The 9,691-nt window shown below is 67.9% G+C and carries 10 protein-coding genes; 4 read left to right on the top strand and 6 right to left on the bottom strand.

From position 1 onward, the window contains the following. Positions 1-119 precede the first annotated feature (119 nt). On the top strand, positions 120-1,502 hold the full coding sequence (locus ASF80_RS05660; protein WP_056308742.1) for a PhoH family protein: 1,383 nt from the start codon (positions 120-122) through the stop codon (positions 1,500-1,502). A gap of 65 nt (positions 1,503-1,567) precedes the next feature. On the opposite strand, the gene ASF80_RS05655 is transcribed toward ASF80_RS05660, so the two are convergent. Genes ASF80_RS05655 through xseA form a run of 5 tightly spaced genes read right to left on the bottom strand, consistent with a single transcriptional unit; the run spans position 1,568 to position 5,876 of the window. Beyond that, positions 1,568-2,989, bottom strand: a complete 1,422-nt coding sequence (locus tag ASF80_RS05655; RefSeq protein ID WP_056308740.1) for a class II fumarate hydratase — start codon at positions 2,987-2,989, stop codon at positions 1,568-1,570. Next, positions 2,986-3,675, bottom strand: a complete 690-nt coding sequence (locus ASF80_RS05650; protein WP_056308738.1) for a carbonic anhydrase — start codon at positions 3,673-3,675, stop codon at positions 2,986-2,988. Before ASF80_RS05650 ends, ASF80_RS05655 begins: the two co-directional genes overlap by 4 nt. Before the next feature lie 5 nt (positions 3,676-3,680). Then, the gene (locus tag ASF80_RS05645) at positions 3,681-4,319 is read right to left on the bottom strand and encodes a DUF4245 family protein (RefSeq protein WP_056308736.1); all 639 of its coding nucleotides are present in this window, start codon (positions 4,317-4,319) and stop codon (positions 3,681-3,683) included. Next, entirely contained in the window at positions 4,316-4,552 is a 237-nt protein-coding gene (locus tag ASF80_RS05640; RefSeq protein WP_056308734.1) for an exodeoxyribonuclease VII small subunit, read from the bottom strand. The genes ASF80_RS05645 and ASF80_RS05640 overlap by 4 nt, the downstream gene beginning before the upstream one ends. A gap of 31 nt (positions 4,553-4,583) precedes the next feature. After that, positions 4,584-5,876: an exodeoxyribonuclease VII large subunit gene (xseA, locus tag ASF80_RS05635; protein ID WP_056308732.1), complete on the bottom strand. Its 1,293-nt coding sequence runs from the start codon at positions 5,874-5,876 to the stop codon at positions 4,584-4,586. Between the two features lie 90 nt (positions 5,877-5,966). On the opposite strand from xseA, the gene ASF80_RS05630 reads away from it, so the two are divergent. From ASF80_RS05630 to ASF80_RS05620, 3 genes are all read left to right on the top strand, one after another. Next, on the top strand, positions 5,967-7,010 hold the full coding sequence (locus tag ASF80_RS05630; protein WP_164481746.1) for a 4-hydroxy-3-methylbut-2-enyl diphosphate reductase: 1,044 nt from the start codon (positions 5,967-5,969) through the stop codon (positions 7,008-7,010). A 2-nt stretch (positions 7,011-7,012) separates the two neighbouring features. Further along, a complete protein-coding gene (locus tag ASF80_RS05625) occupies positions 7,013-7,804 on the top strand; it encodes an IclR family transcriptional regulator (protein ID WP_056308728.1) in 792 nt (263 codons plus the stop codon). Between the two features lie 267 nt (positions 7,805-8,071). Continuing rightward, positions 8,072-8,596 (top strand): DUF6264 family protein, encoded by a 525-nt coding sequence (locus tag ASF80_RS05620; protein ID WP_056308726.1) that lies wholly within the window; start codon positions 8,072-8,074, stop codon positions 8,594-8,596. A 64-nt stretch (positions 8,597-8,660) separates the two neighbouring features. Here ASF80_RS05620 and fbaA read toward each other — a convergent pair whose 3' ends face one another. Then, a complete protein-coding gene (gene fbaA, locus ASF80_RS05615) occupies positions 8,661-9,689 on the bottom strand; it encodes a class II fructose-bisphosphate aldolase (protein ID WP_056308723.1) in 1,029 nt (342 codons plus the stop codon). Positions 9,690-9,691 lie beyond the last annotated feature (2 nt).

The following is a 9,691-nucleotide window of genomic DNA, read 5'->3' as shown; positions in this document are numbered from 1 at the left end:
GGTCGTAGCTTCTAGGCATCGGGCAAGGTGCCCGTCGGGTCGGCCTCAGGTTGACGACTCGTGACCCCCTGGTCGACTCGTTCGAAAAACCGGGATTCTCCCCGGGTCGGGAGTGGGTCGTGACCTCACGTACAGCGCAGCAGTCCGCAAGCACCGCGCAGCAGTCCACCCGTAAGACGACGACGAGAGCAGCGTCCGCTGATCCTGATCAGGATCTCCGGACCTACGTGCTCGACACGTCGGTCCTGCTGAGCGATCCGCAGGCGTTCTTCCGGTTCGCCGAGCACTCGGTCGTGCTTCCGGTGGTCGTCATCACCGAGCTCGAGGGCAAGCGCCACGACCCCGAGATCGGCTACTTCGCCCGGCAGGCGCTGCGTCACCTCGACGACCTGCGCGTCGAGCACGGCCGCCTGGACTTCCCGGTGGAGGTCGGAGAGGGCGGCACTCTTCGCGTCGAGCTCGCCAACACCGACGCTTCGGTGCTTCCGGCCGGCATCCGGCTCAGCGACAACGACACCCGCATCCTCTCGGTCGCCATGCACCTGGCACAGGACGGGCAGGACGTCACGATCGTCTCCAAAGACCTCCCGATGCGCGTCAAGGCGGCGTCCCTCGGCCTCCGTGCCGAGGAGTACCTGGCCGAGCAGGCGGTCGACTCCGGCTGGACCGGCATCACGACGTTGAACCTCTCGGGCGACGAGATCAGCGACCTCTACGAGAGCGAGGTCGGCATCAGCGAAGACGCCAGGGGGCTTCCGGTGAACACCGGCCTCATCATCCACTCCGAGCGCGGCTCCGCCCTCGGCCGGATGACGGGCGACGGTGAGTACAAGCTCGTCCGGGGCGATCGCGACATCTTCGGCATGCACGGACGTTCGGCCGAGCAGCGCATCGCGATCGACCTGCTGACGGATCCCGATGTGGGCATCGTCTCTCTCGGCGGACGAGCGGGCACGGGCAAGTCGGCGCTCGCACTGTGCGCCGGACTCGAGGCGGTGCTCGAACGTCAGCAGCAGAAGAAGATCATCGTCTTCCGCCCGCTGTTCGCGGTCGGCGGTCAGGAGCTCGGCTATCTTCCCGGAGACCAGGGCGAGAAGATGGGCCCCTGGGGGCAGGCGGTCTTCGACACGCTCGGATCGGTGGTCTCGGGCAACGTCATGGAAGAGGTCGTCGAGCGGGGCATCCTCGAAGTGCTGCCGCTGACCCACATCCGCGGCCGTTCGCTCCACGACGCGTTCGTGATCGTCGACGAGGCGCAGTCACTCGAACGCAACGTGCTGCTCACGGTGCTCAGCCGGATGGGACAGAGCTCCCGGGTCATCCTCACGCACGACGTGGGCCAGCGAGACAACCTGCGCGTCGGTCGTCATGACGGCATCGCCAGTGTGATCGAGACGCTCAAGGGGCACGACCTGTTCGCACACGTGACGCTGATGCGGTCGGAGCGCTCTGCGATCGCGGCTCTCGTCACCGAACTCCTCGAGGGCGGCGAACTCAGCTAGTCCTCGAAACGACGGATGCCGCAGGGAACGAGTCCCTGCGGCATCCGCGTGTCAGCGTGCGACGATCAACCCGGGTGGGTCATCGAGAGCAGGTCGAGCTTCTCGTCGAGCTGCTCGAGCGTGAGGTCGCCCCGCTCGACGTAGCCGAGGTCGATCACGGCGTCGCGGACGGTGATGCCCTTCGCCACGGCGTGCTTGGCGATCTTGGCCGCAGCCTCGTAGCCGATGAGCTTGTTCAGCGGGGTGACGATCGACGGGCTCATCCCGGCGAATGCGGCAGCGCGCTCGAGGTTGGCCTCCAGGCCGTCGACGGTCTTGTCGGCGAGAACGCGCGACGCGTTCGCGAGCAGACGGATCGACTCGAGCAGCGCCGTGCCCATCACGGGGATGGCGACGTTGAGCTCGAACGAACCGGATGCGCCGGCCCAGGCGACGGTCGCGTCATTGCCGATCACGCGCGCGCAGACCATCAGCACGGCCTCGGGGACGACCGGGTTGACCTTGCCGGGCATGATCGAGGACCCGGGCTGCAGGTCGGGGATGTGCAGCTCGCCGAGACCCGTGTTGGGGCCCGAGCCCATCCAGCGCAGATCGTTGTTGATCTTGGTCAGCGAGACGGCGATGGTGCGCAGTGCACCGGATGCCTCGACGAGGCCGTCGCGGTTGGCCTGCGCCTCGAAGTGGTCCTTCGCCTCGGTGATCGGCAGCTCGGTCTCGGCCGCGAGCAGCGCGATGACCTTCTGCGGGAAGCCGAGCGGCGTGTTGATGCCGGTGCCAGTGGCCGTGCCGCCGAGGGGGACCTCGGAGACGCGGGGGAGCGCCGACTGCACGCGCTCGATGCCGAGGCGGATCTGACGTGCGTAGCCGCCGAACTCCTGGCCGAGGGTGACCGGGGTCGCATCCATGAGGTGCGTGCGGCCGGACTTGACCGCGTCCTTCCACAGCTCCGCCTTCGCCTCGAGTGCGACGGCGAGGTGGTCGAGCGCCGGGATCAGGGTGTCGATCAGGGCCTGCGTCACGGCGATGTGCACGGAGGTCGGGAAGACGTCGTTCGACGACTGCGAAGCGTTCACGTGGTCGTTCGGGTGCACGTTCGCACCGAGGATGCGCGTTGCGAGAGTCGCGAGGACCTCGTTCATGTTCATGTTCGACGACGTGCCGGATCCGGTCTGGTACGTGTCGACCGGGAACTCGCCGTCGTGTGCGCCCGAGGCGACCTGGTCGGCGGCCTGCGCGATCGCGTCGGCGATCGCGCCGTCGAGCGTGCCGAGCTCCTTGTTCGCGAGCGCTGCGGCCTTCTTGATGCGCGCGAGAGCGGCGATCTGCGTCGACTCGAGACCCTTGCCCGAGATCGGGAAGTTCTCGACGGCGCGCTGTGTCTGCGCGCCGTACAGCGCGTTCACGGGAACCCGCACCTCGCCCATGGTGTCGTGCTCGATGCGGTAGCCCTGCGAGTTCTCGCCGCTGAGCTGGTCGGTGTCGGTCATTCCGAACCCTCCTTGGTTGCGGGGCCGTGCCCCTCGGTCTCGATTCCGTCTGTGTCGATTCCGACCGTGATGACGGGCACCGCGGTGCCCTCGGCCAGACGGTAGTTGGCGCCGACGATGCCCAGGCGGCCTTCGGCGACCGCGTGGGAGATCACCTCGGACGACTGCAGCAGATCGCTGACGGTGTTGCGCAGGTGCTCCTGGCCGACCAGGTCGGCGTCGATCTCGTCGACGGTGGTTCCGCCGTTCTCGACGAGCACCTTGCGGGCGGCGGGGACGATCGGCGCGATGAGCTTCCAGATGTGCGGAGGCAGGGGAGCGGCGTCGATCGCGGTGCCGTCGATGGCGGCGCGCACGGCGCCGCACGAGTCGTGCGCGAGGACGACGATCAGGGGCACGTTCAGCACGGCTACCGCGTATTCGAGGCTCGCGACGATGGATTCGCCGATCACCTGGCCGGCGTTGCGGACGACGAAGAGGTCGCCGAGGCCGAGGTCGAAGATGATCTCCGCCGCGAGGCGCGAGTCCGAGCATCCGAACAGGGTCGCGACCGGATGCTGCGCGGCAGCCAGGTGCTTGCGTCGCGCGACGTCCTGGTTCGGGTGCCGAGGGGCGTCATCGACGAATCGCTGGTTGCCCTCCTGCATCTGCTTCCAGGCGGCGGCGGGCGTGAGCGTATCTGTCATGAGGGCTACTCCGAGAGGTCGCGGATCTGCGGGACGAGGGATTCGGCGAGCTCAGCCGTGGAGTCGGCCGAACGCGAGCCGTAGAGCAGAAGGTAGTCGTCACCCGCCTGGGTGCCGATCGCGTAGGTGATGTTCTGCTTCGCGCCGGCATCGCCGAGTTCGTAGACATCCCATTCGAGGCCGCCGATCGAGGTCGTGCCCGTGGGCGCGGTTCCGTTCAGGCGCTGCGGAGCCCAGGACGAATCGGCGGCGAACGCCTGCGCGAGCTTGATGAAGCCGCGCTCGTCCTCGGCGGACGGGGCGAGAGTCACATCCCACACCGCGGTCGCGCCGCTCGTGAGCCCGGCTGCGTTCACGCGCCAGAAGTCGTCGAGATCGGGAACGATCACCGAGCTGTCGACCGTGGATTCCACGTCGGCGGCGATGCCGACCATGTCGATGGTCGGGGTCGTCGCGGGTTCGCCGCGGGGCACGGCGAACACGATCACCGCGACGATGGCCAGGGTGGCGATCAGGGCCGCGATCAGGCTGCGCACTGTCTGGCTCGAGCGATAGGCCTTGCTCGATGCGGCCTTGCGGGCCGCCGTCTCAGCGGGGGTCTCCGGGCGGCCGAGCTCCGCGACGATCGGTGCGGGCTTGTTCACGACTCGTCCTCGTCGGAGGCGTCGGCGGCGGCACGGGCGGCCTCGAGTCGACGCTTGGCGCCGAGCAGCCACTCCTCGCACCGCGCGGCGAGAGCCTCGCCGCGCTCCCAGAGGGCGAGCGACTGCTCGAGGGTCGGAGCGCCCTGTTCGAGCTCGGAGACGACCTTCACGAGCTCGTCGCGAGCGGCCTCGAACGACAGCGTGTCCACAGGGGTGTCGTTCAGCGCACTCACGCCTCCATCCTACGCGGTGCGCAGGGTGTGCTCATCCGGAGCGAGGCGCCGGTCCCTCCGCGATCTCACCTTCGGAACGGGCCGCGACCGAGCCGCGGTCGACCGTGATCGTCAGTGCGCTGCCGGCCGGTGCATCCGCCGCATCGCGAAGGATCACGCCGCCCTCGAGGTGGGCGATCGCATAGCCGCGAGCGAGTGTGGCGGCGGGGGAGAGGGCGCGAAGTGACGCGCGCAGCTCGCTGGTCGCCCGCCCTGCCGCATCGTGCTGGCGCGTGATCGTGTCGCGGCCGCGGGACAACAGCAACCACACCTCCTGCGAGCGCGACTCGATGATGGGGTCGGGTGAGCGAAGCGCGGGGCGGGAGCGCAGCTGTTCGAGCTGGGCGATGTCGTGCGACAGCCGCTGCGTGAGGCGGGAGGTCGCGCGGGACCGCAGTTGCGCGATCAGCGCGCGCTGCTCGCTGACGTCCGGCACGACGCGCTTGGCGGCATCCGTCGGAGTCGAGGCGCGGAGGTCTGCGACGTCGTCGAGGAGCGGGCGATCGTTCTCGTGTCCGATCGCGCTCACCACAGGGGTGGATGCTGCAGACACGGCGCGGACGAGCCGCTCATCGCTGAATCCGAGGAGGGTCTGGGGGTCTCCACCGCCGCGCGCGATGATGATCACGTCGACATCGGGGTCTGCGTCGAGTCGGGCGAGCGCGGCGAGGGTGTCGGGCACGCAGCGGTCGCCCTGGACGGCGGCGTACTCGGTGCGGAACCTCACCTGGGGCCAGCGCAGCTCCGCGTTGCGGTGCACGTCCTTCTCCGCGTCGGATCGTTCGCCCGTGATCAGCCCGATCACGTGCGGGAGGAACGGGAGACGCTTCTTGCGTGCGGGGTCGAACAGTCCCTCCTGGCGCAGCTGCAGGCGGAGCTTCTCGAGGCGCTCGAGCTGATCGCCGAGCCCGACGTGCTTCATCGCCGAGACGGTGAAGCTGAAATCGCCGGCCTTGACGAAGTAGTCGGCCTTGACGGCTGCCACGACGTGGTCGCCCACGGCGAGGTCGCCGGGGATGCGGGGGCGGACGCTCGACCACACCCGGATCGAGATCTGCGCGTCCGAGCGGGTGTCTTTGAGTCGGGCGAAGATGTTGCCGCCGCGGACGTTCCAGGAGGTGATCTCGCCCTCGACCCAGACCGTGTTCCACCGGGCGACGAAATCTCGGATCGTGCCGTTCAGGCGGGCGACGGAGGTCGGGGCATCCGCGGAGGAGTCGCGCGGAGCGACCGCATCCGCCGGTGGAGTCTCGCCCGGGCGCGTCGAGGCTTCGAAGACCGTCATCCGCTCAGTGCACCTTCCCGCTCCTGCTCAGGTTCTCGGCGGTAGAATTCCAGTGTGACTTCGACTGCCGTTCATCTGCCTCTGCCGCGCATCCCACGAGTACGTGGGGCGGCCGGGCGGCTTCAGGATAACCCGGTGGCGGGGAACAAGCGCGTTCTGCTCGCGGCACCGCGCGGATACTGTGCAGGCGTCGATCGCGCGGTCGTCGCGGTCGAGAAGGCGCTCGAGCGCTACGGCGCACCCGTCTATGTGCGCAAGCAGATCGTGCACAACATCCACGTGGTGTCGGAACTCGAAGAGAAGGGCGCGGTCTTCGTCGAGGAGGTCGACGAGGTGCCGGAGGGCGCTCACGTCGTCTTCAGCGCACACGGAGTCTCGCCTGCGGTCGTGGAGGCAGCCTCCGACCGCGGCCTGCACGCGATCGATGCGACCTGCCCGCTCGTCACCAAGGTCCACCGCGAAGCCGTCCGTTTCGCCCGCGACGACTTCGAGATCCTTCTCATCGGCCACGAAGGACACGAAGAGGTCGAGGGCACCGCCGGCGAGGCTCCCGAACACGTCACCATCGTCAACTCTCCCGATGAGGCCGACACCGTGCAGGTGAAGGACCCGTCGAAGGTCGTCTGGCTGTCGCAGACCACTCTCTCGGTCGACGAGACCATGGAGACGGTCAACCGTCTGCGGACCCGCTTCCCGGAGATGCACAACCCTCCGTCCGACGACATCTGCTATGCGACGCAGAACCGTCAGGTGGCGATCAAGAAGGTCGCGGCGAACGCCGATCTCGTGATCGTCGTGGGCTCGTCGAACTCCTCGAACTCCGTGCGCCTGGTCGAGGTCGCCCTGGAATACGGAGCGAAGGCCGCCTACCGCGTGGACTACGCCGAAGAGGTCAAGCAGGAGTGGCTCGACGGCGTCGCCACGGTCGGCGTCACCAGCGGAGCATCCGTTCCCGAGGTCCTCGTCCGTGAGGTGCTCGAGGCCCTCGACGGCGCGGGCTACCACGACGTCGAAGAGGTCAAGACGGCGGAGGAGGACCTCATGTTCTCGCTGCCGAAGGAACTCCGACAGGACGCCTCGGGTCAGCGCGATGCTCGTGCGCTGGGGGGCCGCGCGTCTGGCGGAAACGCCTGACGATGCCCACCACGGATGCGGCGCCGACGCTCATCGGATCGGTCCAGCGTGCTCTGCGTCTGGTCGACATCGTGGCGAACTCGGCCCGCCCCGTTCCGGTCAAGGCGCTCGCGGCGCTCACGGGTCTCACCCATGGCACCACCTACAACCTCGTTCGCACGCTGATCCACGAGGGATACCTGGCCAACGAACCGGACGGACTCGTGCTCGGCGCGAGCTTCCCGGTGTTCCGGGCGGCCCCCGATGCGGGCGGAGTGCTCCTTGCGCGGGTGCGATCTGCCCTGCGCGAAGTCACCGAAGCGGTGGGGGAGACGGCGTACCTGTCGCGGTACCACGACGGAGAGGTGCACCTCATCGACATCGTCGACGCGGTGCGGACTCCGCGGATCGACCTGTCGGTGGCGCTCGAATCGAGTGCCCACGCGACAGCTCTCGGCAAGCAGATCCTCGCCGACCTCACCTGTTCCGAGCGTCTCGACTATCTGTCGCGGCATCGCCTCGAGGAACTCACACCGCGCACCATCAGCGACCGGGACGCGCTTCTGGCAGAGCTGGAGCGGTCACCGGGCTTCGCTCTGGACCGTGAGGAGTACGCGATCGGCAACACGTGCGTCGCCGTTCCCGTGATCGCCCCGAACATCGTGGCGTCGCTGGCGATCTCCCTCCCGTCCGACCGGGCGCACGTCGGCCGCGGCCTCGTCACGAAGCTCAAGCAGACCGCGACACGGTTGTCGTTGCAGCTCGGCGCGGATGCGCTGACGGGCGGAGAACCGGATCTGCAGACGGCGATCTGACGCTCGTCCGCGAAAATGTTCACTATCTGAAGAAATGCCACTAGCGGGTCGGCACGCGCTTTCCTAACATGTGAGATGTAGTCGCATGTGCAAACGGCACTACTGGTGGTGGAACGTCCCCAGCGTTCCTCGACCCACTTGGATGACGAGCGTCCCCAGCGTTCCGAATCCGCGGCCCCGAGGAGTCCCCACTTCTCCGGGGCCGCCATCATGTTCGGGCCGCTCAGTCTGAGAGCCGCGCAGAGACGGTGCGGATAGCATGGCGGCATGACCGACCAGCGGCCTCAGTACGGCGAAATCGCGACCCTCGAAGAGCAGCGCAAGGCAGCGGGGCTGCCGCCGCTCGACGAGATGCCTCCCGCCGCAGCCGCCGCACCGGCACCCGAGCCGGCATCCGGGCGCGCAGCAACCGCCCGGCCGCGACCCGTCGACAGGTTCATCACCATCGGGCTGCTCGCCTACGGACTGGTGAACGTCGTGATGACGGGTCTCTCGTATCTCGACTTCCCCACCGCGATGAACGAGATGATGAAGGTCCTCGGGGTCGACGGCGAGTTCACGAACTTCGCTCAGGGCAAGGTCTGGGGAACGGTCGCAGCGATCGTCCTCGCCGCAGGGTGGTCACTCACCGCGTTCTTCTCGATCCGTCGACTGCGCGGGGGCAAGGCCTCGTGGTGGGTCCCGCTCGCAGGAGCCGCCGTGACGCTCCTCGTGGCATCGATCTGCGCCGCCATCCCGCTGATGAACGACCCCGCTTTCATCGACTTCGTCGCCAAGACCGCCGGCCAGTAGGCGACTCAGACGCAGAGATGCCCCCGACCGCAGCGGTCGGGAGCATCTCGCTGTCAGAGGAAGATCAGCTCTTCGACTGACCGTACGAGCCGAGCTGGCGCGTGGACTCGACGACGCGGGCGGCCATCGCCGTCTCCGCGATCTTGCCCCAGGCGCGCGGGTCGTACTGCTTCTTGTTGCCGACCTCGCCGTCGACCTTGAGGACGCCGTCGTAGTTCTTGAACATGTAGTCGGCGATCGCACGGGTGTAGGCGTACTGCGTGTCGGTGTCGATGTTCATCTTGATGACACCGTTGGCGACCGCGAGGGCGATCTCCTCATCGGTCGAGCCGGACCCGCCGTGGAAGACGAGGTCGAGCGGCTTCGCACCCGTGTTGTACTTCGCGGCGACCTGCTGCTGGATCTCGCCCAGGAGCTCGGGGCGCAGCTTTACGCCGCCGGGCTTGTAGACACCGTGCACGTTGCCGAACGTGAGGGCGGCGATGTAGCGGCCCTGCTCGCCGAGGCCGAGAGCCTGGACGGCCTGGTCGACGTCCGCGAACGTCGTGTAGAGGGCATCGTTCGATCCCTCGTGTGCGACGCCGTCCTCTTCGCCGCCGACGACGCCGATCTCGACCTCGAGGATGGCGTTGATGTTCTTCATGCGGGGGAGGAGGTCCTGAGCGATCTCGATGTTCTCCGCGAGGGGCACGGCCGAGCCGTCCCACATGTGCGACTGGAAGATGGGGTTGCGTCCGGCCTTGACCTCTTCTTCAGAGGCCGAGATCAGCGGCTCGACGAAGCCGGCGAGGGCATCCTTCGGGCAGTGGTCGGTGTGCAGCGCGACGGTGACCGGGTAGTTCTTGGCGACCTCGGTCGCGAAGCGTGCGAAGGCGAGTGCGCCGGTCGCGCGTGCCTTGACCGTGTGGCCGGCGAAGTAGTCCGCGCCACCGGTGGTGACCTGGATGATTCCGTCGGAACCTGCCTCGGTGAGGCCCTGGAGGACCGAGTTGATCGTCTGCGAGCTCGAGACATTGAATGCCGGGTACGCGAAGCCGCCGGCCTTCGCGCGGTCGAGCATTTCGGCGTACTGATCCGGGGTGGCGACGGGCATGA

This window comes from Microbacterium sp. Leaf159 (assembly GCF_001423615.1).
Lineage (GTDB): Bacteria > Actinomycetota > Actinomycetes > Actinomycetales > Microbacteriaceae > Microbacterium.
The sequence above is the reverse complement of the archived record's forward strand: the minus strand, read 5'-3'. Positions and strand labels throughout refer to the sequence as shown.